General features: G+C 64.1%; 15 protein-coding genes and 1 pseudogene. 7 read left to right on the forward strand and 9 right to left on the reverse strand.

Annotated elements, in window-relative coordinates:
- Nucleotides 1-62: 62 nt before the first annotated feature.
- Genes F4U94_RS00840 through F4U94_RS00855 form a run of 4 tightly spaced genes read right to left on the reverse strand, consistent with a single transcriptional unit; the run spans nt 63 to nt 6859 of the window.
- Nucleotides 63-3176 (reverse strand): glycoside hydrolase family 2 TIM barrel-domain containing protein, encoded by a 3114-nt coding sequence (locus tag F4U94_RS00840; RefSeq protein ID WP_246171459.1) that lies wholly within the window; start codon nt 3174-3176, stop codon nt 63-65.
- A gap of 18 nt (nt 3177-3194) precedes the next feature.
- Nucleotides 3195-4712, reverse strand: coding sequence for a glycoside hydrolase family 27 protein (locus F4U94_RS00845; protein ID WP_120253182.1), 1518 nt, complete (start codon nt 4710-4712; stop codon nt 3195-3197).
- Between the two features lie 55 nt (nt 4713-4767).
- Nucleotides 4768-6183 (reverse strand): amino acid permease, encoded by a 1416-nt coding sequence (locus F4U94_RS00850; protein ID WP_120253181.1) that lies wholly within the window; start codon nt 6181-6183, stop codon nt 4768-4770.
- A gap of 19 nt (nt 6184-6202) precedes the next feature.
- Nucleotides 6203-6859, reverse strand: a complete 657-nt coding sequence (locus tag F4U94_RS00855; protein WP_120253180.1) for a GntR family transcriptional regulator — start codon at nt 6857-6859, stop codon at nt 6203-6205.
- A gap of 268 nt (nt 6860-7127) precedes the next feature.
- Between F4U94_RS00855 and F4U94_RS00860 the strand changes: the two genes are divergently transcribed.
- Nucleotides 7128-8348, forward strand: a complete 1221-nt coding sequence (locus F4U94_RS00860; protein ID WP_120253179.1) for an NAD(P)/FAD-dependent oxidoreductase — start codon at nt 7128-7130, stop codon at nt 8346-8348.
- A gap of 9 nt (nt 8349-8357) precedes the next feature.
- A complete protein-coding gene (locus tag F4U94_RS00865; RefSeq protein WP_120253178.1) occupies nt 8358-9548 on the forward strand; it encodes a M24 family metallopeptidase in 1191 nt (396 codons plus the stop codon).
- On the opposite strand, the gene F4U94_RS25295 is transcribed toward F4U94_RS00865, so the two are convergent.
- The 5 genes and pseudogenes from F4U94_RS25295 to F4U94_RS00885 form a co-directional block, all read right to left on the reverse strand.
- Nucleotides 9549-10478 carry an oligopeptide:H+ symporter gene (locus tag F4U94_RS25295; protein ID WP_269462546.1) on the reverse strand — a complete coding sequence of 310 codons (930 nt, stop codon included), beginning with the start codon at nt 10476-10478 and terminating at the stop codon, nt 9549-9551.
- Nucleotides 10479-10551: 73 nt separating this feature from the next.
- Nucleotides 10552-11043 (reverse strand): annotated as a pseudogene (locus F4U94_RS25300) (oligopeptide:H+ symporter); the annotation flags it as partial.
- A 3-nt stretch (nt 11044-11046) separates the two neighbouring features.
- On the reverse strand, nt 11047-13002 hold the full coding sequence (locus F4U94_RS00875) for an Svx/AvrXca family virulence/avirulence protein (protein WP_120253177.1): 1956 nt from the start codon (nt 13000-13002) through the stop codon (nt 11047-11049).
- Complete coding sequence (locus F4U94_RS00880; protein WP_120253176.1) at nt 13002-15743, reverse strand: DUF5695 domain-containing protein; 2742 nt, start codon at nt 15741-15743, stop codon at nt 13002-13004. Before F4U94_RS00880 ends, F4U94_RS00875 begins: the two co-directional genes overlap by 1 nt.
- Nucleotides 15744-15754: 11 nt before the next feature.
- On the reverse strand, nt 15755-18118 hold the full coding sequence (locus F4U94_RS00885; RefSeq protein WP_120253175.1) for a S9 family peptidase: 2364 nt from the start codon (nt 18116-18118) through the stop codon (nt 15755-15757).
- Between the two features lie 159 nt (nt 18119-18277).
- On the opposite strand from F4U94_RS00885, the gene F4U94_RS00890 reads away from it, so the two are divergent.
- The 5 genes from F4U94_RS00890 (at nt 18278) to F4U94_RS00910 (ending at nt 25831) form a co-directional block, all read left to right on the forward strand.
- A complete protein-coding gene (locus F4U94_RS00890; protein WP_120253587.1) occupies nt 18278-19030 on the forward strand; it encodes a FadR/GntR family transcriptional regulator in 753 nt (250 codons plus the stop codon).
- Between the two features lie 91 nt (nt 19031-19121).
- Entirely contained in the window at nt 19122-21491 is a 2370-nt protein-coding gene (locus F4U94_RS00895; RefSeq protein WP_120253174.1) for a glycoside hydrolase family 127 protein, read from the forward strand.
- A complete protein-coding gene (locus F4U94_RS00900) occupies nt 21488-22513 on the forward strand; it encodes an Ldh family oxidoreductase (protein ID WP_120253173.1) in 1026 nt (341 codons plus the stop codon). Before F4U94_RS00895 ends, F4U94_RS00900 begins: the two co-directional genes overlap by 4 nt.
- A gap of 62 nt (nt 22514-22575) precedes the next feature.
- Nucleotides 22576-24282, forward strand: a complete 1707-nt coding sequence (locus F4U94_RS00905) for a DUF885 domain-containing protein (RefSeq protein ID WP_120253586.1) — start codon at nt 22576-22578, stop codon at nt 24280-24282.
- Entirely contained in the window at nt 24272-25831 is a 1560-nt protein-coding gene (locus F4U94_RS00910) for a family 43 glycosylhydrolase (RefSeq protein WP_120253172.1), read from the forward strand. Before F4U94_RS00905 ends, F4U94_RS00910 begins: the two co-directional genes overlap by 11 nt.
- Nucleotides 25832-25989: the final 158 nt, after the last annotated feature.

The following is a 25989-nucleotide window of genomic DNA, read 5'->3' on the forward strand; positions in this document are numbered from 1 at the left end:
ATATGAAAAGGCCCGCCTGCATCATCGTGCAGGCGGGCCTTTTCATGAGCGGCGTATGAGGGTCAGCGCACCGGAGCGATGGTGAAGCTGTAAGTCAGAGAGCGTAGCGGGATGCGGAAGTTCATATGCGCGCGTCCGTCCAGATTCCATCCGGTGTCGCCGCCCACCCCTGCCTGCGCCGCATCGATCAGCAGCGTGCCGTGGGCGTGCGGGCGGATGTCCGCGCTATGCGCCTGCCCCGGCGGCTTCATCGCCAGGTCCGCATAAGGGAAGGCCAGCGCATTGACCGACAACGGCTGCGCCCCGGTGATGCGCAGACCCGCGCCGGCACCGGTCAGCGCGATCCAGCGGACGTCGCTCTTGTTTCCCGATTCCTGCGGTCGCGCATAGTCGTGATACTGGTCCGCGACATCGCCGCTCCACCGTGCGATCAGCGCGCCGGTCTTGCGGTCCGCATAGCTTTCCTGCGGGCCGCGACCATACCATTGCACCTTGTCCAGCGCCGATGGGGTGTCGAACGCCAGTCCCACGCGCAACGGGTCGGGCAGCGTGTCGCGGATCGGATCGAAGCGCATCGTCACGCCCACCCGGCCGTCGGCGGACATGGTCCATCGCGTTTCGACCTTCACCGATCCCACGCCCATATCATGCCGGACGATGATCGCGTTGCCCGAACGCTCCACCGTTTCGACCCGGCGATGGTCGGAAAAATATTGCCACATGGCGTGGCTTTTGGGGATGCCTGCGCCGATATCATTGTCGGTCGGCGCGCGCCAGAAATTGGGCGCTCCCCCGCTCAGCAGCACTGCGCCTGCGCGCGCATAGCGTCGCAGCAGCCCGGTCGTGCGGTCAATCTCCAGCACGATATCGCCGGCGGTCAGGCGCAACATGTCGCCCGCCTCGACCGGTGCCACATCGCCGGCAGGCGGCGCAGGCAGGGCGGGGGCAGCAAGGGCGAACTGTTCCCAGCCTACGACATGTCCCGCTGGCAGCATCGGCACGGCGCCCGCCTTTGCCCGCGCGCGCAGGACCAACATGCGCTCCGCCGTCGCATTTTTGGACGCCGGCAGGGTGAGGGGGAGTGGCGCGCTGGCACCCGGTGCGACCGACGGCATGGGCAGGCTGCCGTGCGCGGCCGCGACGCCATCCTCCATCACCGTCCAGTCCAGCGTAAAGCGTGACAGGTCGATATGGTCGTGCCGGTTGACGATATGATAGCCATCGCCTTCATGCAGGAAGGCGATCGGCGCCTGCACCTTGGCCAGTTCATAATATTCCGGGTCGGGCGTCCGGTCGGATTGGATCACCCCGTCGCCGACCGGGCTATCGTCGCCATGGACGCCGGGTGCCTTGGGATCGGGATCATAATCCAGTCCTTGACCCCAATAGGGGCGCCCATCCTTGTCATGCAGCAGCATCGTCTGGTCGACCCAGTCCCAGACGAAACCGCCCTGCAACTTGGGATGCGCCCGCATCGCCTGCCAATAGCCTTCCAGATCGCCCAGGCTATTGCCCATGGCATGGGCATATTCGCACAGGATCAGCGGCTTTTTGAACGCCGGATCGCGCGCATAGTCGATCATCTTGGGCACGTCGTCATACATGGGCGCGAAGATATCGACATAAGCGTTCACCGGATGACGCCAGTTGCTCATGCTCCAGCCCAGGAAACTGACGAGGCGCGTCGGATCTTGTGCCTTCACCCATTTCGCCGCCGCTTCGAAACTGTCGCCGATCCCCGTTTCATTGCCCAGCGACCAGAAGATGACGGACGGATGATTGCGGTCGCGCTGCACCATGCGCTGCACCCGGTCCAGATGCGCCGCGCGCCATTTGGGATCGTTGCCCAACAGCGCCGACGGGTCGTTGTTGCGCTCCTGCGACAAGCTCAGATAGCCATGGCTCTCGATATTGGCCTCATCCATGATGTAGAGGCCATATTCGTCGGCCAGATCATACCATCGCGGGTCGTTGGGATAATGGGACGTCCGCACCGCGTTGATGTTCGCGGCCTTCATCAACTCTATGTCCTTGCGCATCGTCGCTTCGGACAGGATGCGGAAGGTCTTTGGATCATGTTCGTGCCGGTTGACGCCGCGGATCATGATCCGCTTGCCATTTACCCGTACTTCGCCATCGGCGATCTCGACCGTGCGGAAACCGATCCGCCGGCTCGTCGCTTCGACCAGCCGGCCCTTTTCGTCCAGCAGTTCGACCAGCAGCGTGTAGAGGTTGGGCGTCTCCGCCGTCCAGGTCTTCACGCCCGGCACGCCGGCCTCTATCCTGACCGCGCCACTGCCCGTCGCCTCCCGCACCAGCAGGCTTTTAGCGCCGTCCATCAACGTTGCGCGCACGCGCATGGCGCCCGGTGCGCCGCCGGTCGCGACCGTCAGGCCCAGCCGTCCGTCGCGATAATCATGCTCCAACTCGGCATCGACGGTCAGGTCGCTAATATGGGTAGGGGGCGCGGCATAGAGGCTGATGCTGCGCTCTATGCCGTTGACCCGCCAGAAATCCTGATCCTCCAGATAGCTGCCGTCGGCAAAGCGATAGAGTTCGATCGCCACGACGTTGCGACCCGCCTTGGCATATCGGCTGATATCGAATTCGGCGGGCAGCTTGCTATCTTCGCTATAGCCGACCCGCTCGCCATTGACCCAGAGATAATAGGCAGCCCCTGCGGCGCCCACGGTCAGCAGCAAGCGGCGCCCGGCAAAATGGGCCGGGATCATCACGTCGCGCCGGTAGGATCCGACCTCGTTCAGGCTGTGGTCGATCTTCGGCTGGTCGCGCGGGAAGGGATAGCCGCTGCCGACGAAAACCGGACGGCCATGGCCTTCCGCCTGCCAGATGCCCGGTACCTTGATCGTGCCCCAGGCGCTCGTATCGAAATCGGGGCGGTAGAAATCGACCGGCCGGCTTTCGGGATTGGGCGAGAAATGGAACTGCCATGCCCCGTCGAGCGAGAGATGATAGCGCGACCGCGCGACGTCACCAGATAGCGCAGCGGCGCGCGTTTCGAACCCGTCGAACGTCGCGTGCATCGGTTCGGCGCCCTGCCGGATAACCTCCGGCTGCTCCCATTCGGGCGGACTGGTCTGCGCCAGGGCGGGGGAGAGAAGAAGTCCGGCGATCAGCGCGCCTGTCGCGCTGGAGTGCATCCATGTCCGCATCATTCTCTCCCCCTTTGCCTGTTACCGGCCCTTCACCACGACCATCACCGCGCCATGCGCCGGCACGCTGTAGCTGCCGGGCAAAGCAGCCGTCGTCGCGCCCGACCATTGATCCTCGACCTGCGCGATTCCGGAAAGCCCGGCATCTGCCGGCGTCAGCGCCATCGTGGCGCCTTGCGTACCGCGGTTGAACAGCGCCAGCGCCACTCGCCCGTCAGCAAGCGGCTTGGCCCATATTTCCAGAGCGCCCTGCTTGCGCACGGCCTTCCCCTGTACGCCGCGCGCATCCTGGTCGATCGCGATGATGCGGCGGTTGGTCAGCATCGCCAGCGTCGCCGCATCCGTCTCACGCAGATCATGCCCCATCATCAGCGGCGCGGCGGACATGGCCCACAGCGTCATATGGGTGCGATATTCGTCCGCACTCATCCCGCCATTGCCGATTTCCAGCATGTCTGGGTCGTTCCAGCCATGCGGGCCGGCATGGGCGGCGTCGCCATTCTTGTCGAAACCGATCTTGGCCATCGTCTCATAATCGTCGGTGATGTCGCCGGTCGTGCGCCACAATTGTCCACCGACATCGCGGCCCCAACTGCCGACGTCGAAGCGGCCATATTCGCACAGGGAAAAGATCATCTCTCGCCCGGTCGCCTGCAAGGCTGCACCCATTTCATGATAGCTGCGCTTGACCGTATCGGCGTCGGCATAGAACCATTCGCCCGAACACAGATCATATTTCAGATAGTCGAAACCCCAGTCGGCAAAGCTTTTCGCATCCTGCGCGACATGGCCATAGCTGCCTTCATAGCCGGCGCAGGTGCGCGGCCCTTGCGAGCTGTAGATGCCGATCTTCAGCCCCTTGGCATGGACATAATCGGTCAGCGCCTTCATGTCCGGAAACTTCTCATTGGGTTGCAACACGCCATTGGCGTCACGTTTGCCCTGCCAGCCATCGTCGATATTGATGTAGGTATAGCCCGCATCGCGCAGCCCGCTCGATACCATCGCGTCCGCCATGGCGCGCACCGTCTTGTCGTCGATATGTTCGGCGAACTTGTTCCAACTGCTCCAGCCCATGGGCGGCGTGGCGGCCAGCTTGCTGGGGATGGCCTGACCAAGCGGCGGCAGCGCGGCAAATTTGAAGGCGCGCACCTTGGCATCCTTGGCCGTGCCACGATAGCCGTCGATCGCGATCGCGCTTTCCCATATCTGCCCTTCCAGATGCGGCTTGCCGTCTTTCAGGCTGACGCTCCAGTTGCGGGTCGGATGATCGCGATCGTTGATGTTGCGCGCCTCGAACAGCAGCTTGCCGTCCTCGACCCGCGGGTTCATCATCTCGACCGGGCCGTACCATAGGGTGGTGACGCGGCCCTCTATCTTCGCGTCCTTGCTCTTGACCTCCATCATGGTGACGCCCGGCGTGGGCGGGGCCTTGTCGAACAGCCATATGCCATCAAACGGGGTTTTGGCGGAAGCGGGACTGGCGATGCAAAGGGTGGCGGTGGCAAGGGCAGTGGCAGCAAAAAGGGCGCGCGTCATCGCGATCTCCTCGTTGGATCAATGAAAAACGACAATGGAAAAGAGGATGTGGCCGTCAGGCGGCAGCCGCATCCTGTCGAGCGCCGCTCCGGCTGCGGCTGTAGAGATAATAGAAGAGCAGACCGATGACATTCCACGCGCCGAAGCGGATCAGCGTGGATTCTGGCAGGCTGAACAGCAGATAGGCGCAGCCCAGGATCGTCAGCGTGCCGACGACATAGGGTTGCGGGCAACGGAACAGGCGCGGCAGTTCGGGCGACCGGCGGCGCAGGATCATCAGGCAGGCGCCCACCGCCATGAAGGCGATCAGCGTGCCGGCATTGGCCAGTTCGGCAATCTCGTCCAGGCGGAATATGCCGGCGACCAATGCGATCGACACGCCGGTAATCAGCGTGATGCGGGTCGGCGCGCCGGTGCGCGGGCTGATCTTCGCCAGGCTGCGCGGCAGAAGGCCGTCGCGGGCCATCACGAAGAAGACGCGGCTCTGGCCATACATCATCACCAGGATGACCGAAGGCAAAGCGATGACGGCGGCGAGCGCGATCAGATGTGCGGCGACCGGCTGACCCAGCTGGCGCAGCACCAGCGCCAGCGGTTCGGGCGAATTGGCCAGCTGCTGGAAGGGGAGGGCGCCTACGGCGGCAACCGCCACGCCCATATAGATGACGGTGCACACCAGCATCGACCCGATGATGCCGATGGTCAGGTCACGGCCCGGATTCTTCGCTTCCTCCGCCGACGTGGCGACCGCGTCGAAACCGTAGAAGGCGAAGAAGACGATCGCCGCCGCCGCCATCACGCCGCGCTTCTCGCCGCCGATTTCCGTGCTGGCAAAGCCATAGGGCATGAAGGGTTCGAGGTTGGTGGAATGGAAGGCGGGCAGGGCCATGGCGACGAAGATAGACAGCGCCACCAGTTTGATGATGACCAGGATGATGTTGAGCGTCGCGCTTTCACGGGTGCCGGCGATCAGCATCCCCATTACCGCCAGCGCCACCATCACGGCGGGCAGGTTGATGATGCCGCCGCCATGCGGTCCCACCAGCAGCATCGCGGGTAGATGGATGCCCGCCGATTGCAGCCAGCCGACCAGATAGCCGGACCAGCCGACCGCCACGGTCGAACAGGCCAGCGAATATTCCAGGATCAGGCTCCAGCCCACGACCCAGGCGATCGTTTCGCCCATCGCGGCATAGCTGAACGTATAGGCGCTGCCCGCCGCCGGGATCAGGGTCGCCATTTCGGCATAGGCGAGCGCCGCGCAGGCGCAGACCGCGCCGGCGATGGCGAAGGCCAGGATGACGGCGGGGCCGGCACGTTCGGCACCCACGCCGGTCAGCGTATAGATGCCCGTGCCCACGATCGCGCCGACGCCCAGTGCGATCAGGTGCGGCCAGCTTAACGTCTTGGCCAGACTATGCCCGGACTCGCGCCTGGCGAGTGACTCGATGGATTTGCGTGGTCCGAGCATGAAGTCCCCTTTTATACGATCATTGCGTGTGACTGGCGGCGAATTGCCCGCGCAGGTCATCCAGTGTGCTGGAGATATGGCTGGTCAGCAGCGCCTGCACTTCGTCGGCATTGCCGGCGAGCCAGGCGTCAAGCAGCGCCTGATGCTCCAGATGGGCGCGGTCGCCACGGCCGGCCGGCGCCAGATGCGCCAACACATAGCGTTCCGCCAGAACCTCGAGCCGTTCGACCAGTTGCGTCGTCAACAGCCGCCCGCCCGGACGCACCAGCGCGACATGAAACTCCCGGTTTCGCACGGCAACGGCGTTCAGATCGTCGTTGGCGGCCGCGTCCAGCAGCTTGAAGGCATTGATCGCCGCCTGCTTGTCGTCATCGGTCGATCGCGTGCAGGAAAAGGCGGCGGCAACGGGTTCGGTCGCCAGGCGCAGCAGATAGATTTCCTCCGCCTGATCGGCCGACATGGGGCGCACGAACCAGCCGCGATTGGCCTGGCTGGTCAGCAATCCTTCATGCTCCAACCGCGCCAACGCTTCGCGCAGCGGGATCTTGCTGACACCGAGTTCGGCCGCAAGGGCATCCTGCCGCACCGGCTCGCGGTCGGGCAGCTTCCCTTCGATGATCCGTTCCCGGATCACTTCGAAAATACGTTCGGAAAGCGTGCGGACGACGATGGTCACCTGTCTGTCTCCATATAGGTCGCTGCGACGCAAGAAAATCGCGTCGCGACTAGACCGTATATGGTAGATAATTGCCTATTGCACTGCAAAAGCGCGCTTGTTGTCGGTCTGTCCAATAATGTCACAACTTCCCCATGCGACGCGGACTGAGCCGGCCAGATGTTGGAGGGATGACGAAATCGGGTCATGATCGGCTTGGGCCTTGTGCGCTATCTGCTCTGTCGATATACCGTATACGATATTGAAGAGGCGATGCAATGGAGTTTTTGTGGGGCGCATAGCGATAGTCGGCGGCGGCGCGGTGGGATTGTCCACGGGCCTGGCCCTGCTGGACGCCGGACAGTCGGTGCTGTTGGTCGATGACGATGTGGACGGGCAGGCTGCGTCCTGGGGCAATGCCGGTCATATTGCCGTGGAACAGGTCGAGCCGCTGGCCTCGCTCGCGCTGTTGCGCAGCGTCCCGCGCCGCCTGTTCTGGCGCGGTGGCGCGCTGGACTTTCCGTTGTCGGCCATCGGCGCCTGGTTGCCTTTCGGCCTGCGGCTGATGGCCGCGGCACAACCGGTGCGCTTTCGCCACGGGCGCGATGCGCTGCGCGGGCTGCTGGCCCAGGCGATGCCGGCCTGGGACGCGCTGGTGCATCGGATCGGCCAACCCGACCTGCTGCGGCAGGATGGGCATTATGTGCTGTGGCATAGCGCGCAATCCGCCAGGGCCGGGCGCGCCGGCTGGGCCGCCGCCGATACCGGCACGGCGCAGGTGCATGACGCCACTTTAGGGGAACTGGCGCAGCTCTCTCGTCTGACCAGTGAACCGATGGCGGGCGCGATCCGCTTTTCGGGCAGCGGCCAGATTGCGGACCTCTCTGCCCTTCGCCTCGCCCTGCGCGCCGCATTCGTTGCGCAGGGCGGCGAGGTCGTCGGGCGCAGTGCGACTTTGCAGCGCGTCGGCAACCGGATCGAAGTGCCGGGCATCGTAGCGGATAGCGTCATCCTCTGCGCCGGCGTCCGCTCCCGCCCGCTGATGGAGGCGTTGGGGCACAAGGTACCGATGATCGCGGAGCGCGGCTATCATATCCGCGCCGATGCGGCCGACTGGCCCGCCGACTTGCCGCCGGTCGTGTTCGAGGATCGCTCGATGATCGTCACCCGCTATCGCGACTGCGTGCAGGCAGCGAGCTTCGTCGAACTGGGTCGCGTCGATGCGCCCGCCGATCCGCGCAAATGGGATCGGCTGGAACGGCATGTGGCGGAACTGGGCCTGCCGATCCGTGGCCCTTTCACCCGCTGGATGGGGTGCCGCCCGACCCTGCCGGACTATCTGCCCGCCATCGGTCGTTCGGACCGGGCGAACAATCTCTTTTATGCCTTTGGGCATCAGCATCTGGGGCTTACACTGGCGCCCATCACGGCACAGATCATGGCGGGGCTGGTTACGGACAAGGCGTCAAAGCTGTCCAACTCGTTGTTCGACATTCGGCGTTTCGCATAAGGATATGATATGATTGGTGGATCAACCGCGCAGGTCGAACTGGATCGCTTGCACCCCTGGGCCGAGAGCGCGGCCCCCATCGCGGCCGACGAACGTCTGGCCCGCATCGCCAAGGCGCAGGCGCTGGCCGATGGCATCGGCGCGCAGGCGTTGCTGGTCAATGCCGGCGCATCGCTGCGCTATTTCTCGGCCGTGCCCTGGGGACAAAGCGAGCGGCTGGTGGCGATGTTGCTGTTGCCAGGCCGTGAACCGATCATCATCTGCCCCCATTTCGAGATCGGCACGCTGGAGGCGGACTTGGCCATCGCGGCCGACATCCGATCCTGGCAGGAGGATGAAGACCCGGTCGCACTGGTGGTCGATGCACTGGCGGAAGCTGGCGTGCGGACCGTGGCGGTCGACCCCGAATTGCCCTTCCATTTTGCCGAGCGGCTCCGTGCTGCGACGTCGGCCGTTCTGGTCGATGCGACGCCGATCATCAGCGGATGCCGCATGGTCAAGTCCGCCGCCGAACTGGCGCTGATGCAGCAGGCCAAGGCGATGACGCTTTCCGTCCATGCGGCCGCTGCGCGCATCCTGCGCCCGGGCATCCGCGCCAGCGAAGTGACGCGTTTTATCGACGAAGCGCACCGCCGGCAGGGCGCGAAGGGTTCCAGCTTCTGCATCGTCCAGTTCGGCGAGGCGACCGCCTATCCCCACGGCTTGCCCGGCGACCGCGCGCTGGAGGAGGGGCAGTTGGTGCTGATCGACACCGGCTGCACGATCCAGGGCTATCATTCCGACATCACCCGCACCTATGCGTTTGGCGCGGTGGACGATCAGGCGCGCGATATCTGGGCACTGGAAAAGGCAGCGCAGCAGGCGGCGTTCGACGCGGTCGTGCCCGGCGCACCGTGCGAAAGCGTGGACGCGGCGGCGCGCGCCGTGTTGGAGAAAGCAGGGCTTGGGCCGGACTATCGCCTGCCCGGCCTGCCGCACCGCACCGGTCATGGCATCGGCCTGTCGATCCATGAACCCGCCTATCTGGTGCGCGGCGACAAGACGCCGCTGGCGCCGGGCATGTGCTTTTCCAACGAGCCGATGATCGTCGTGCCGCAGCGTTTCGGCATAAGGCTGGAGGATCATTTCCATGTCACCGAAAGCGGTGCGCAGTGGTTCACCCAGCCGCAGGTGGCGATTGATCGGCCTTTTGCCGAATGATTATCGGGTGGTGGGGCGCAGCCATCGCTGCGCCCCGACATTGACCACCAGCACCGCCACGCCGATCGCCGCGGCGACCAGGCCGATCCGCAGATAGGCGTCCAGGATGATAGTGCGGTCGCCACCATTGGCGCCGCCGCCCATCGCCTCGATCACCGATGCGATCACGCCGGCGCTGAAATTGCCTGCTGCGGTCGCGAGGAACCATGTGCCCATCAGGAAGCTGAGCATATGGCGCGGGGCGAAGCGCGACATGGCGGAGAGGCCGACGGGGGAGAGGCACATTTCCCCGATCGCGTGGCAGAGGAAGAGCAGGAAGATGAAGGCCAGCGGCACCTTCTGGTCCGCCGGCACCCATTGCGCCAGCGCCATCAGCACGAAGCCGCCGCCGACCATGATGATGCCGAAGGCGAAGCTGCTGATCGGCGTAGGCATCCGGCCGGCCTTGGCAAGGCGCAACCACAGCGCGGCGAAGGGCAGGGCGATCAGGCAGACGAAGAAGGGCGGCAGTGCCTGGAATACGGATGCCGGCACTTCATGGCCCAAGATCATGCGGTTCACATGATGGTCGATGAAGAGGCTGAGTGACGAGCCGCTTTGTTCATACAGGCCCCAGAAAACCGGCTGGATCACGATCAGCGCCAGCGCGTAGAGCAGCTTGCGCCGTTCTTCGCCCACCAGTCGGGCGAGCGCGATCCAGACCAGCAGCAGGCCGACAAGTAAGCCGCCGACCGCCAGCAGCGTGCCGGTCAGCTTGGGCGATATCAGCAGCAGCCAACTAAGCAGGGTCAGTGGCAGCGTGAGGCCATAGATCAGCCATTCGCGCTTGATGCCAAGGATGGGTTGCGCCAGCGCGGCCGGATCGGGCGCTTCGCCGCCGCCCAGAAGATGGCGCTTCCCGCGCGCGAAGACGACGACGCCCGCGATCATGCCGATCGCTGCTGCGCCAAAGCCATAGCCCCACCCCTAAAGTCTCGCCCAGCAGGCCGCAGATGACCGGGCCGATCGCACCGCCCAGATTGATGCCCATGTAGAAGAGCGTGTAGGCGCTGTCCCGGCGCGGATCATGGGCGGCGTAGAGCTTGCCCACCAGCGCCGAAATATTGGCCTTGAGGAAGCCGGTGCCGACCACAATCAGCGACAGGCCGATCCAGAAGACCGCCTGTGCCGAGGCGCCCAGCGAATCCTCCAGCCCGAGGGTGATGTGGCCGCTGGCGATCACCAGCCCGCCGAACAGCACCGCCTTGCGCTGGCCCAGCCAGCGGTCGGCGAGATAACCGCCGATCATGGGGGAGAGGAAAACCAGCGCCAGATAGGAGCCGTAGAGCAGGCCCGATTGCTCACCCGAATAGAGGAAATGGCGCGTGAGGTAGAAGATCAGCAGCGCGCGCATGCCGTAGAAGGAAAAGCGTTCCCATAATTCGGTGAAGAAGAGGACGTAGAGGCCCTTGGGATGGCCCCAGAGCATTTCGGCTTCCGGCTGGGTGGTCGTCATGCGTCAGGGGATCCAGCGATAATCGGGTTTGGCGGTGACTTCGGGCACGGGGGCGGTCAGGTCCGCGCCACGTTTGGGGTCTTTGGCCGCGTCCTGATCGACGAAGCCGTAGGAGACGCCCTTGTCGAACTGGCCGCCGCGATGTTCGACATCGCCGATCGTTTGCGCGGCGCCGGACAGAATGATCCCTTTCTCATATTCGCCGATGCCCAGCATGGACGTCGCCGCGCGGGCATGGCCGCGCACTATGGTGTCGCCGCGCAGGACGGTGAGGCCAGCGATGACAGCGTCATCGCGTAGCTGCGCCTGTCCTGAAACGACGGCATGATCCTCGACCCGCGCCCGGTCGGCGACGGTGCCGGACAGGACGCGGGCATAGGGGCCGACATAGGCGGTGGCGGCGACCTTTGCGTCCGGACCGACCCAGCCGCCGCCATTGGGATGCCGATGGCCGCCGGTTATGGGGGCGGGGGCATCGGGTCGGGCGCCGTCCAGTTCGACCATCCAGGGATAGCGGTAGATGGAATAATAGGGCTGGTCCCAGCGGATTTTCTGCATCTGGGACGGGGTGCCCATGACGACGAGATAGAGGCCCTTGTCATCGGGGCGGATGGCGATGGCCGTCTGCGCGCGGGCGCCGCGTTGGAGTGGGCTGTAGCGGCTCTTGCCGTCCGTGCCGACCGCGACCACGCCCCAGCGCCAGTCGGAGGCGGGCGGCGGGATGGTGTCGGGTTCGTCGGCGAGGCCGGGGAGCTTCGTCACAGCCGACGCCTGTTGCACGATGCCGCGAAAGGTGACGCTGACGCGGCTTTGTCCGGCGTCGGGGTTCAACTTGACGATATTATAGCCCCAGCGCTGTGGCGCCCACATTTCCGGCACGGCATAGCGGCGCTTGTCCGTGTCGATCGGGTCCAGCACGGTCGCGGCCAATATGTTCGGGCCGGTAGTCTGGTCGTAACCACCATAGCTTTTGCGATAGGCGGCGCCATTGGTATAGTCCCAGTTGGCGTTGTGCAGCGCCCAGTCGCCGAAGGCGTCGTTCAGTTGGTCCTGCGTCCAGCCCATGTTCGACCGGAGGACGGTGAAGGGATCGGCGGTCAGGCGGGCGGGGTCGTCCTTGCCCGGCGCATTGCGCCACAGGGCGTTGACGGCATCATAGCCGTGCCGGTCTTTCAGATATTCGAACCATTGCCAGTTGCAGTAGCGCGAGCGGGTGGAGCCATAATAGAGGTGCGGATATTGTTTGAGCAGCACCGAACAATGGGTGTTGTCGCGAAATTCGGGCAACTGAGTTGTCATCCAGTTGGCATGACTTTCGAACATCCAGCCGGTATAAGGCGAGTCCATCAGCCGGCCGGTCGCGGCCTGCAAGGCGTGGGTCAGTTCATGGGCGAGGCCGAACCGATCCTTCAGCGCGCCCGGCCCGATCCACATGCCCATATGGCCGAGTGAATCCGTGCCGCCGGTCAGGCCATAATCGACGCCGATATAGGCATTGACCTTCAGCTTGGCAGCGTCGCCGCAATGGGGCTGGGGAAAGCCCAAAGTATCGATGAAATAGGACCAGACATATTCCAGATGGGCGGCCGCCGCCTTGGCATCGGCGGGATCGACCGTGCCGGGCTTCCAGTGGAAGGCGACATGGGCGCTTTCCATCTGGAGCGGCAGCGCGCCGTTGATTGCGTCGCCCGGATCGGTCGCAGCGACGGCCCAATTGCTAGCGGCGCAAGTAGGATTGGCTGCGCTTAACTTCGCATGTTTGTCGCTGATCTTGGCATTGTGTTGCGCCGGGTTGATCCTATCGGAAAGTGCCGCGCCACAATTGGCATGTGCGAGTATAGCAGCGGGACCGCCGATAGGACAGCGATCCACAGCCGGCCGGGGCAGGGCAGTCAGCGCCGCGCCCCCCAACGTCAGACCTGCGGCCGAAGCGAGGAGGGCGGCGCGGCGCAGCAGCATCAGCGCGGCGTCAGCGTGACGCGGGTGGTGGTGGCGCTGAGCGGGATGGCATAGCCGCCGCGATCAGCCGTTGCGCCGCCCAACGCATAAGGCTTGCCGTCCTTGGTCGTCGTTTCGAACAGCAGGCGCGCCTTGCTCGTCGCCGCGTCGGCGGGGTCGAGCGTCAGCACGACCTGACCCGACATGCCGTCATAATCGGCGCTGGCGATACGGCCTGCTTCCAGCGTGATCCACAGGCCCGCCGGAGCAATGAACAGGCGGCGGCGCGCACCATCCTGCGGCACGATATGGACCTTGCCGGCATCATCCGTCACCTTGCCGCCGAAGCCGAGCCAACCCAGATCCTTGTCCTTCACCGCATAGGTGGCCGACGCGATCGCATGGCCGTAAAAGCCCATGCCATAATCGCCGCTGATCGCATCCCACTTCATCATGTCGGGCCAGCTGTGGAAGGCGGCGGATCCAAAGCCCTGCTGGTCGATATTGGTGATGCCGCCCATCATGCCGCCATAGGCGACGCGCAACAGGTGCAGGTCGTCCGGGTTCTGGCGATAGGCGTCGAACAAAGGTACGGCGTTGAGCGCAGACCCATAATGGTGAATTTGCCGCTCGATCCGCGACACCTTTCCGCCATAGAGGAAGTCCCAATAACGGCGGGCATTGCCGTTATAGCCCCAGCTGGGGATGGTCGGATCATAGCCAAGGATTACCTCCTTGGTTACATCGGCCTGCGGCTGATAGCCGAAATAGCGCATCCAGGCATAGACTTCGGGCTGGCCGGTCGAATCCCACGCCATTTCGCTGCCGAACGGATATTTGAGCGTGCGCCAATGATCGGCGCGGCCTTTCATCAGTTGCTCCATTTCGGTGGCTTGCGCGGTCAGGCCCTCGCGCTTCAGATCCTTGAGGATGTCGAGGAAAATGTCGCCTTCCATCTGACCGAACTGCGCGTAATAGGGTGCGTCGCGCATCATAGCGACGGACGTGCGATAGGCCCAGTCGAGATAGAAGCGCCAGTCATGCTGCTTCACCAGACCCTGATTGTCGCGCGCGAGGCGATAGAGCACCCAATGGCCGATCGCGACATGGGGGTAGTTGTAGGAGCGGCCGAGATCGTCCGAATCCTTTTTCGACCAAGCGGTCCAATTCTTCCAGTTGATCGCCGGGTCATAATAGTCCGGGAACTCCTTGGGGTCGTAATAGAAGAGGCTCTTCTTGACCGCGCCGGCCTGTGCCCCTTCCGCGACCTGGAGATGGCCGATCACCGTTTCGTTGACCAGTCGCTCCAGCTTGGCGACTTCCTCTGCGTTCGGATTGTCGAGCTGCTTGATCGCGGCGGCGACCCAGCTGCCCGCGCCGCCCTCGTCGCTCATCCCCGACACCCAGACGCGGCCGTCCTGCGTCAGGATCTTATTCTCTTCCCGGTCATAGGAGAGGATAGCGGGCGAGCGGTGGAAGGGATCGTCCTTGCCCTCGAACCACTGATTGGTGGTGGTGAAATGGCCGATATCGGCCATCACCTGCTCCAGCGGCTTGGTGATATAATAGCTGACGGTCTGAGCCTGCCCGTCGGCATAGGTGACGGTCAGGCGCGCCTGACCCCAGCCGGAAGCCTTCAAAGCATAGCGCGCCGATCCGGCGCTGCTTTCGACCGGGGTGGCGGTCAGGGCGCCGACCGGGAAGCTCTCGATCTTTGCGACCGGGCTGGCGGATTTGAGGTAGAGGCTGGCCGACTGGTCGGTGGGCACGACATAGCCGGGTATGCCGACCGCGACCGGGCGCTTGTTGGCGACCAGCGTATCCTCGATCGCGCGGATCGAAGGCGCGGTGACGAAGCGCAGGCCGATGGTGCGGCTCTGGCCGGGCGCAAGTATGATGCTGGTCGCGTCATTCCATTGGGGGCCGGCCTTGGCCCATTCCTTGTTTACGAAGCCCTTGCTGGCGACGGTCCAGTCGTAAAAGCCTTCCGATACCTGCGTGCGCGGGCTGCGGTCGGTGAAGATATCGTCCTTGGGCGCGGCGCGGGCTTCGAGGACCGGGCGATAGGCCTCCAGCGGGGTGTTCTTCTCGGGCAGGACGAGCAGCGCCGGACCCTGACCATTGAGGCGCGTCACCTGTAAATAGCCGGCGTCGCGGCCGATATAGGGATCGACGAAGCTGGCCTGCGCATGCGCCTGATCCAGATCCCGGTCGAGAATGATATTGTCGAACACCATCGGCATGCCGAGCGCGCCGATTTCGACCGGAGCATTGCTGCTGTTGACCAAAGTGAAGCGCAGGGCCAGCACGCCATCGTCATTGACCCATTGGCGTTCGACACGCAGCGGGATGCCCGCGCCCATCGACGCGCTGATGTCGGCGGCGGCCAGCACATCGCCGCGGGCGACCAGCTTGACGATGGGCTTGCGGGCATGGGCGGAGGAATAATCCTGCCATGCGCCATCGCCGCTTTTCAGGCGGATGTGGATGTCGCCGATATGGACATAGCCGTCACCTGCCCGTTCCGCTTCGCGGGCCGCGGGGACATAGTCGAACGCGGCATCGCCGCTGGGCGAGAGATGCGCCAGCGTCTGCGTATCGGTGCGCAGCGCCAGGTCGAAAGTCGGCGTCTTGAACGCCGTCTTCGCGATGGGCGGGAAGATTTTCTTGGCGGGCTGGGCCTCGGCGAAGGCGGCCTGCGCCGGGATCATCGCGGGCACCGACGCCAGCAGCAGCGCGATCAGGGGAAGCTTTTTGATCATGGTCGTCCTCGTCATTTCGCGGTGGCGGTTCGGGCGGCCTGTGGCGCCGTCAATGCCGGGGGCGTTTCGCCCAGCAGGTTGAGCGTGAAATAGTCGCGCAGCTTCTTCCAGAAGAAGGGCTGGTAGACGCGATGGGTGGTATTGGGCAGCACGACAAGGTCGACGTCGCGCCCGGCGTCCATCAAGGCTTTGGCGAGGCGGAAGCTTTCCGTCACCGGCACATTGTCGTCGATGTCGCCATGGATCAGCAGCAGCTTGCCCATCAAATTGCCCGCGACGGACATATTGCTGTTGCGTTCCCATGTGGCTTCGTCCGGATTGCCCATCGACACTTCGGGCCACCATGTCTTGTCGAGCCGCAGGTCGTGATTGCCCGAGGAGGAGACGCCGACCGTGAAGAAAGTCGGGCGGCGCAGAACGAAGCGGGCGGTGTCGTATCCGCCGGCCGATCCGCCGAACACGCCGACGCGGGTGGCATCCATATAGGGATATTTGGCAGCCATCTGTCGAATGAGGGCGATATGATCGTCCAAGCCGACTTCGCCCAGATTCTGATAGGCTGGCAGGCGGAAGGCCTGCCCGCGGCGCGACGTGCCGGTGCCGTCGATCATCACCACGATCGCGCCGATCTGCGCCACGGCATTGCCGGACACGCGATGGGCGTCGTTCCAGGTGGCCGGGACGTCGGTCGTGGTCGGGCCGGTATAGACATTGTCGATGATGGGGTAGCTGCGCTTCGTATCGAAGTTCGCCGGGCGGAAGATCATGCCATAGATGGGCGTTTTACCGTCCGCTGCGAGGCCCTGAAACGGCTCGGGCGATATGTAGCCCGCTGCGCGCAGGCGCCTGTCATCGGCGGTGGCGAGGTCCATGACGATCTTGCCGGTCTGCCCGTCGCGCAGCACGGCGCGGGTAGGGCTGGTCGGGCTGGACATCTGATCGACGATCCATTGGCCGTCGTCGGACAGGGTCGCGTCATGATCGAGCGGTTCGGGCGTCAGTTCGGTCGGATCGCCGCCGCTCATCGACACGCGATAGAGGGCGCGCCAATAGGGATTGCGCGTCTTCTCGCGGCCCACGCCGGTGACGATCAACGAGGATTTGTCCCCGGCGACATGATCGACCGACAGGACTTCCCATTCGCCCCGCGTCAGCGATTTTCCACCATCGGGCGCGTCGGGGGTGACGAGATAGAGCTGCGCCCAGCCGGACCGTTCGGAGATGGAGAGTTCTCCGCCCAAGTCCGGCGCGGGCATGATCATGCTGGATGTGACGGTGACGAGCGGCTTGACCGCCTCATGCGCGACGATGCGCGCGGCGCCGGTATCCGGATCGGCCTGATAGACGGCCTGCTGCTTATAGCCGCGTTCGGTCCACAGGATGCGCGGCTTGCCCTTGATCCAGCCCATGTCGGGCGGCGAGGGATAGAGGATGGATTCGGACGGGATCGCCAGCGGCACGATCTTCGCCTTGCCCGCCTTCATCGCCTGTTCGATGTCGATGACGAAGCGGGTCGCCTGCGGCAGTTTCTCCGCGCCGGCGAGCGGATAGACATAAGAAAAGCTGCGCGGATAAAATTCGCCCGGCGGGTTTTGCTGGGTGATGGACAGCTTCTTTACGTCGCGCGTGTCGAGCCGCCAGCTCAGCAAGTAACGGCCGTCGGGCGACCATGCGCCGGACACGGGCATGTCGGGTTCTTCGGTGCCGGCGCGCAAGATATCGGCCAATTGCGGGATGGAGCGGCCATAGGGCTGCTCGCGCGTACCGTCGGTGGTGAGGGCGACTTCCTTGCCGCTCTTGATGTCGATCGCGATCAGGTTGAAATTGCGCGCAACGATGCGGAAGCGCCCATCGGGGGAGGGGAGGGAAAGGTCCTGGGTCTTCTCCTCCATGATCCGCTCCGCCTTGCCGGCGGCGTCCAACGTCCATCGCCCGTCCAGTGCGGCAAAGCGCAGGGTTTTGGTCGCCGGGTCGTAATCGACTTCGGCGATTTTGGCGGCGTCGATATCGACCGGCTTGCCCGTCGCGGCGTTCAGCGAAGTAAGCAGCGTTGCGGTCGTCGCCACCTGCGTCTTGGCCAAGGTGGCGAGGTCGACATAGATATAGCTTTGCGCCAGCCGGTTGCCGGTGCGGTAGAGCAGACCCTTCGGCCCATCGACGAAGTGCGGGGCGGCATCGGCATTGTCGATCAGGTCGCCTAGGCTCTGGCCGTTGAACTTGTCCGACAGAGCGTAGCGCGCCGCGATGTCGGGCAAGGCCGCCGCCGCCGTGACAGGACGCGCCATGGCGGGCAGGCCGACGCCGATGGCGCAGACCCCCATGGCGCTGGAGAGAGCCAGCAGGCTGATGCTTTTCGATACAGGGAAACGGACCATGCCCACGACTGCGCGCTGCCTATCATTTCAGGAAAGAGGCCGCAGTCATGACCGTAACGAAGCATGGCGTCAATAAGATTATACGATATAAGATCGGTCTTTTCCCCACAACCTTATCCGTGTAGCGTGGGAAGATAGCGATAGGATTGGATGATCGGCATGAATGACGGGCGGTATGTTCAGGACGGCGCGATCCCTGTGCCGCCCGTCACGTCGATCGTTACCGGTCGGCTGCACCATATGGTGGCGCACCGGCTGGCGACGCAGATCGTGAGCGGCGCGCTGCCGGTCGGCCATGTCTTTGCGGCCGAAGTGGATCATGCCGAAAATTTGGGCATATCCCGATCAGTACTACGAGAGGCGTTCCGTATATTGACCGCCAAGGGGCTGGTCAGCAGCCGGCCCAAGGCGGGCACGAAAGTCAACGAGCGACGCCAATGGAGCATGCTGGACCCCGATGTCCTTGCCTGGCAGATCCAGTCGGAGCCAAGCGAGCAATTTCTGCGCGATTTGTTCGAACTGCGCATGATGGTGGAGCCGCAAGCGGCGGAGATGGCGGCGAACCGGCGCAGCGATGGTCAATTGATCGACATGGCCAATGCGCTCGACGCGATGGAGCGTTATACGCTGGCGACCGAGAAGGGGCGGGCAGCCGATCAGCGCTTCCACGGATTGCTGATGGAGGCGGCGCAGAACGAGCTGCTCTTCTCCCTGTCCAGTTCGATCATGTCGGCTATCGCCTGGACCACGGCGACCAAGCAACGGGTGCAGGAGGCGCCGCGCGATCCCATGCCGGAACATCGCGCGCTCTACAAAGAAATCGCCGCGCAGAATCCGCGCCAGGCCCAAAAGGCCATGCGCACTCTGATCGAACTGGCCTTGGCGGACATGCACGTCGCGTTGCGACGCTAAGGCATGACCGAACAAGTCGGACAATAGGGATTGACAGCATGACCCTTCGCTCTATCGTATAGTATACGATATTCGGTAGGAGTGTTTTGCAATGAAAGCCAATCGTCGCGAGTGGCTGGCAGGGGTCGCTGCCCTTGCCGTCTGCGCCGTCCCGTTCAAGGGGCTGGCCGCGATCGCGCCCCGTATTCCGTTGCGGGCCAAGCCGCTGCCGCTGACGGATGTGCGGCTGCGCCCGTCCGACTATGCGACCGCGGTGGAAGTGAACATCGCTTATCTCCTCTCGCTCAGCCCCGACCGTTTCCTGCATAATTTCCGCAAATATGCGGGGCTGGAGCCCAAGGCGCCGATCTATGGCGGCTGGGAATCCGACACCATCGCCGGCCATACGCTGGGCCATTATATCACCGCGCTGGTGCTGGGCTGGCAGCAGACGGGCAATGCCGAATGTCGCCGCCGCGCCGACTATATCGTCGATGAGCTCGCATTGTGTCAGGCGCAACGCAAGGACGGCTATATCGGCGCGCTGGGTCGCAAGACCAAGGACGGCCAGATCGTCGATGGCGAGCAGATTTTCCCCGAAGTGATGAAGGGTCAGATCAAGTCTGGCGGCTTCGACCTCAATGGCAGCTGGTCGCCGCTCTATACCGTGCACAAATATTTTGCCGGCCTGCTCGACGTCCATGGCGCCTGGGGCAATGCGAAGGCGCTGACGGTCGTGACAGGCCTGGCCGGCTATTTCGAGACGGTGTTCGCGGCGCTCAACGATGCGCAGATGCAGGAATTGCTGGGCTGCGAATATGGCGGGCTCAACGACAGCTATGCCGAGCTTTATGCCCGAACCGGCGATGCACGCTGGCTGGCGGTGGCGGAGCGTATCTATGACAAAAGGGTTCTGGATCCGCTGGTGGCGCAGGAGGACAAGCTGTCCAACTTCCACGCCAATACGCAGGTGCCCAAGCTGATCGGCCTCGCGCGCATCCACGAACTGACCGGCAAGGACGATCCGGGCCGGGCCGCGCGCTTCTTCTTCGACCGGGTGACGCAGCATCATAGCTATGTCATCGGCGGCAATGCCGATCGCGAATATTTCTTTGAACCCGATACGGTCGCGCTGCACCTGACCGAGTCCACCTGCGAACATTGCAACAGCTATAATATGCTGAAGCTGACACGGCATCTGTACGGCTGGCAACCGGATGGCGCTCTGTTCGACTATTATGAGCGCGCGCACCTCAACCATGTGATGTCCGCGCAGAATCCGGCCAATGCCGGCTTCACCTATATGACGCCGATGATGAGCGGCGCGCCGCGCGGCTATTCGCAGCCCGATGAGGACGCCTTCTGGTGCTGCGTCGGGTCCGGCATGGAAAGCCATGCGAAACATGGCGATTCCATCTATTGGGAGGGTGACGACACGCTGTTCGTCAATCTCTATATCCCGTCCGAAGCGCAGTGGAAGGCGAAGGGCGTGGGCCTGACGCTGGATACCGAATATCCGTTCAAGCCGGATATCAAGCTGACGATCGACGCGGTGAAGCAGGGGGCGTTTTCTCTCGCCCTGCGCATTCCTGGCTGGGCCAATGGCCGTTTCGGGCTGAGCGTCAATGGCGCGCCGGTGTCGGTGACGCCAGCCAATGGCTATGCGGTCGTCACGCGTCGCTGGAAGAAGGGCGATGTGGTGGCATTGAGCCTGCCGCTGGACCTGCGGCTGGAATCCGCGCCGGGCGCGCCAGACGTCGTGGCGGTGGTGCGCGGGCCGATGGTGATGGCGGCCGACCTTGGCCCGTCGGAAATGGACTGGACCGGCGTGGAACCGGCTATGGTCGGCGAAGATCCGCTGGCGGCGTTCGCACCGATCGTCTCGGATCGTCCGCGCTATCGCACGCAGAATATCATCCGCCCGGCGAACCTGGCCTTCGTGCCTTTCTACAGCCAGTATGAACGGCGCAGCGCGGTCTATTTCAAGCGCTTCTCCGAAAGCGCGTGGAAGACCGAAGAGGCGGCTTTCCTGGCCGAACAGGCGCGGCAGAAGGATCTGGCCGCCCGGTCGATCGACATCATGCATCTGGGCGAAATGCAGCCAGAGCGCGATCATGCGCTGACGTCGGAATTGAGCTATCCCGCCTCCTATCGCGGACGCAACGGGCGCGATGCGCGATCGGGCGGCTATTTCGAATTCAACATGAAGGTGAAGCCCGGCCCGCTGCTGTTGCAGGCGACCTATTGGGGTGGCGAACGCAAGCGCAGCTTCGACATCATGGTCGACAATGTGAAGCTGGCGACCCAGAGCCTGGACAATGACAAGCCGGGCAAGTTCCTGGACGTCGATTATCCGATCCCCGAGGCGCTGACCAAGGGCAAGACCAGCGTGAAGGTCCGCTTCGTTCCGCATGACCGCAGCTCGGCCGGGCCGGTGTTCGGCGTGCGCCTGTTCACCGCCAAGCCGGCGACGGCTGCATGAGTGGCATGGTGGCGATGACCCTTGCGGAGGCTGATGCGCTGGCCCGCACGGTGCTGGAGAGCCGTGGCCTCGCACCCGATCATGCGGCGGCCGTCGCCCGGACGATGGTGGCGGGCGAGCGGGACGGTTGCGCCTCGCATGGCCTGTACCGCTTGCTGGTCGCGGCCAATTCGATCGAGCGGGGCGTGGTCGTGCCCGATGCCGTGCCGGTGGTGAGCGAGCCGGCCGCCGCGCTGGTCCGCGTCGATGGCAAGGGTGGTTTTGCCCAATTGCCGTTCGAGCGCGGCCTGCCATTGCTGATCGAGAAGGCGCGCAAGTTCGGCATTGCCGCCTTGGCGCTCAATAATGTCGTGCATTTCGCTGCGCTCTGGCCGGAGGTCGAAGCGCTGACCGATGCGGGGCTGGTGGGTCTGGCCTTCACGCCCAGCCATTCGTGGGTCGCGCCGGAAGGCGGAACCAAGCCGGTGTTCGGCACCAACCCGATCGCGTTCGGCTGGCCGCGGCCGGGCGGGCATCCCTTCGTGTTCGACTTCGCCACCAGCGCGGTGGCGCGGGGCGAGATCGAACTGCATCGTCGCGCGGGCAAGACCATCCCGCCCGAATGGGGCTATGATGCCGAGGGGCATCCCTCGATCGATCCCAAGGCAGTGCTCGACGGCGCGATGCGGACGTTCGGCGGGCATAAGGGGTCTGCGCTGGCGGCGATGGTCGAACTGATCGCCGGGCCGCTGATCGGCGACATGACCAGCGCGGAGTCGATGGCGGCTGATGAGGGCCGTATGGGATCGCCGATCGGCGGCGAACTGGTGATCGCGATCGATCCGGCCGGCTTCCTGGGCGCCAGCGTCGAGGATCATCTGGGCCGGGCCGAAGAGATGTTCGGTGCGATCACCGGGCAGGGCGCGCGTCTGCCCGGATCGCGGCGCTATGTCGCGCGGGCGAAATCGGATGCGGACGGCGTGCGCATCCCGGCGCAACTCCACCAAGATATATTGGCATTGCTGGAAGGGGAAATGGCGTGACGATCTTTGGCGGCCGGACCTGGTTGCTCGCAGGCGCGGCGTTCATCAGCCTGGCGACGCCCATGGCGCAGGCACAAGCAGGCGCCCAGTCCGCCGATCAGGCGTTCGAGGCGATCTATACGGCCGAATATGACTGGCGCCAGAAACAGTCCGGTCCCAGCGAGGATGGTCCCAAGGATCAGGCGCTGGCCCTGCCCGACGTCGGCCCCAAGGCGCAGGCCGCCCGGCTGGCACGTTGGGAGCAGGTCGAAAAGCAGCTGGCGGCGATCAAGGTCGATCAGCTGACCCCTGAGCAACGGATCAACTTCGCGGTCTATAAGGGGCAGATCGACGCGATGCTCGCCGAGCAACGTTATCGCGACTATGAGAAGCCGTTGAACGCCGACACCAGCTTCTGGGGCGATCTGGCCGGATGGGCACGGGAACCGTTGCGCGACGAGGCGGGCGCAAGGCGCTATATCGCGATGCTGCGCGACATTCCGCGCTATTATGACCAGCAGATCGCGAATATGCGGGCCGGCCTGAAGCGTGGCTTCACCCCGGCGCAGATCACGCTGCAAGGGCGCGATATCGGCGTCGAGCAGGTTGCCAAGGCGAAGAGCGTGGAGGAGAATCCCTTCTACGCGCCATTCAAGACATTGCCCGCGACCATCCCCGCCGATGTGCAGGCCAAGTTGAAGGCCGAAGCGCAGGCGGCGATTACGCAGGCCGCCGTGCCGGCGCATCAGACGTTGCTGACCTTCCTGCGGCAGGACTATATTCCCGGCGCGCGCAAGGATCTGGCGGCCTATACACTGCCCGACGGCAAGGCCTATTATCAGTCCAAGATCCGCGAATTCGTGACCCTCGACAAAAGTCCGGCGCAGATTCACCAGATCGGCCTCAATGAAATGACGCGCATCCGGGGCCAGATGGGCGAGGTCATGCGGCAGGTCGACTTCAAGGGCGACCTGCCCGCCTTCCTGACCTTCCTGCGCACCGATCCGCAATTCTATGCCAAGACGCCGCAAAAATTGCTCAACCGCGCGGCGTGGATCGCCAAGACGTTCGACGGCAAGGCATCGCAATATTTCGGCCGCATGCCGCGCATGCGTTTCGCGATCAAGCCGGTGCCGGACGATATCGCGCCCTTCTACACCGGCGGGCGCGGCGGGCCGGGCATCTATCTGGTCAACACCTATGACCTGCCATCGCGCCCCTTCTACTCGCAGGTCGCGCTGACCCTGCATGAAAGCGCACCGGGCCATGCGATGCAGATGCCGCTGGCGGCGGAGAATAAGGCGCTGCCCGCCTTCCGCCGCGACACCTATCTGTCCGCCTATGGCGAGGGCTGGGCGCTCTATTGCGAGGCGCTGGGCGAGGATATGGGCATGTATGAAACGCCCTATGATCGCTTCGGCATGCTGAGCTATCAGGCATGGCGCGCGTCGCGGCTGGTGGTGGATACCGGCATCCATGCGATGGGCTGGACCCGCAAACAGGCGCAGGACTATCTGCACGACAATACCGCGCTGTCTGAGCATGAGATCGAGACGGAGGTGGACCGCTACATCGCCTGGCCGGGACAGGCATTGTCCTATTATATGGGCGAGCTGGCATTCGTCGATGCGCGCAGGAAGGCCGAGAAGGCATTGGGCGCGAAGTTCAATATCCGCGCCTTCCATGATGCGGTGTTGGCGCTGGGCGCGGTGCCGCTGCCGGTCATCGACCAGCGTGTCGATCAGTTGATCGCCGATGGCGGCAAGGGGCCCTATCCCGATGAAGAATAAGCTGTTTGCCGGCATCGCGCTGGTCATGGCCGTCACACCGGCTGGTGCGCAGGAAGCGCGTCAGATCAGCGTGCCGGGCAATCCCATATTGGCCGATGGCGATTATTATTCGGCCGACCCGGCGCCCTTCGTGGCGGACGGGGCGCTGTGGATCGTCGCGGGCCGGGATCAGGCGGCGCCGGACGTCAACGACTTCGTCATGGGGCAATGGCAACTGCTGAAGACGAACGATCCGAAATCGGGCAAATGGACCCATTATCCCGACATCATCCGGCCGGAAAACGTCTTCGCCTGGGCGGAGGAAGCCCGCGCCTATGCCGGGCAGATCATCCAGGGGCCGGACAAGCGCTATTATTTCTACGCCCCGGTGCTGGAAAAGAATAGCGATGCCAAGGATCGCTTCGCCATCGGCGTGGCGGTGGCGGATAGCCCGACCGGGCCGTGGCGCGATGCCCATCCGTCGGGGCCGATCCTGTCGCAACATGTGCCGGTCGCCAAGGATATCCAGAATATCGATCCCACCGTGCTGATCGACGATGACGGGCGGGTGTATCTCTATTGGGGCACGTTCGGCCAGTTGCGCGGCATCGAGCTGGAACGCGACATGGTGACGCTGAAAGGCGGGGGCCAAGCGATCGAGGGGCTGACCGGCTTTTTCGAGGCGCCCTGGATCATGAAGCGCAAGGGCGTTTATTACATGCTCTATGCGGGAAACAAGGCGGGGCCGACATCGGACTGTACCCCGGCCGTCTATCATGCCTGCATCGCCTATGGGACCGCGACTGCGCCCATGGGGCCGTGGACCTATCGCGGCGTGGCGCTGAAGCCGGTGTCCTCCACCACGTCCCATCCGGGCGCGGTGGAGTTTAAAGGGCAATGGTATCTGGTCTATCACACCGCCGACGCGAAGGATGGCGGCCATTTCCGCCGCAGCGTCGCGATCGACAAGATGGAATGGGACGATAGCGTGACGCCGGCGCGCATCAGGACGGTGGTGCCGACACGGCGACCCCAGCCGCCTTTGCCGCCGACCCGCAATATCGCACGGGCGGCGTCCGCCACGGCCTCCAACGAACCGCTGCCGGTGCAATATTGGATCAAGGCGCTGAACGACGGCGTCACCAAGGCCGCGCCGTTGCCGCCCGACCTGTGGGGCAGTTGGTCGCCGAACAATCCTGCGACCCAGTGGATCGAATATCGCTGGGACAAGGATGTGACGATCGACGGATCGCGCCTCTGGTTCTGGAACGACCAGCCGGCCGGATCGGGCGTCGGCGTCGCGCCGCCGGCGGCCTGGCATCTGGAATATTGGCATCAGGGATGGAAGCCGGTGCCCGGTGCCGGCACCTATGGCACGCAACCAGGCGGGTTTCAGGCCGTCCGCTTTCCACCGGTTCGCACCCGTTGCCTACGCGCGGTGCTGAATGCCTCCGGCGACGACAAGGGCCATGCGGGCCTCGCCGTGCAGGAATGGGAGGTATTGGCACCCAAGGCCGCGCGGCCGGTCGTGCGCGATCGGGCAGCGAAACCGGCGCCGGGTTGCGGCTGACGCGACAGCGAGTTGGACAGTTGTACAGAATGAAGGGGCGCGGGCGATCCGCGCCCTTTTCTTTTATTTCAATGACTTGATTGCCCTTTTTGCGGCCTTTCCAGCTTTGTTGCCGAAAAGTTGCAATGCGCTTGACTCCGACAAAATAATGTAGTTGG

The sequence above is a fragment of the Sphingobium limneticum genome, assembly GCF_008710155.1.
Lineage (GTDB): Bacteria > Pseudomonadota > Alphaproteobacteria > Sphingomonadales > Sphingomonadaceae > Sphingobium > Sphingobium limneticum.